This window comes from Butyricicoccus sp. AM27-36 (assembly GCF_003480945.1).
GTDB lineage: Bacteria > Bacillota > Clostridia > Oscillospirales > Butyricicoccaceae > Agathobaculum > Agathobaculum butyriciproducens.
In genome coordinates this window covers 1-655 of record NZ_QUJR01000027.1, presented here as the reverse complement: position 1 = coordinate 655, position 655 = coordinate 1, and the positions used below count along the sequence as shown (strand labels likewise).

Genomic DNA, 655 nt, shown 5'->3' with positions numbered 1-655 from the left:
TGTATCAGATTTTGAAAAAGCAAACGCTGAACGCAAACACCAAGCTGATGGTGATCGAGGCACCGCACGTTGCCCGCAAGGCAGAGCCGGGTCAGTTCATCATCCTGCGTGTCAGCGCAGAAGGCGAGCGTATTCCGCTCACGATCGCAGATTTTGACCGCGAAAAGGGTTCCGTCACGATCATTTTCCAGGAGGTCGGCGCAACGACGATGGCGCTCGGTGCACTGAATGAGGGCGACTGCCTGCATGATTTTGTCGGTCCGCTCGGCAAGGCGAGCGAGCTTGAGGGTCTCAAGAAGGTCGCTGTTGTCGGCGGCGGTCTGGGCTGCGCTATCGCATATCCGCAGGCCAAGAAGCTGCATGAAATGGGCGCTGAGGTTGACCTGATCGCCGGTTTCCGAAGCAAGGACATCATCATCCTCGAGGACGAGATGAAGAACGCCTGCACCAACCTGCACATCGTGACCGACGACGGCTCGAACGGCCGCAAGGCACTGGTTACACAGGTGCTCAAGGAGCTGATCGACGCGGGCAACCAGTACGATGCCGTTATCGCCATCGGCCCGATGATCATGATGAAGTTTGTCTGCGAGACCACCCGTCCGTACGGCATCAAGACCATCGTTTCCATGAACACCATCATGGTTGACGGTAC

At 57.3% G+C, this 655-nt stretch carries 1 protein-coding gene; it reads left to right on the top strand.

Features of this window, described 5'->3' with window-relative positions; translation table 11 throughout:
* Positions 1-655 (top strand): sulfide/dihydroorotate dehydrogenase-like FAD/NAD-binding protein (locus tag DW724_RS15215; RefSeq protein WP_147358693.1); only part of this gene is annotated, 655 nt, incomplete at both ends.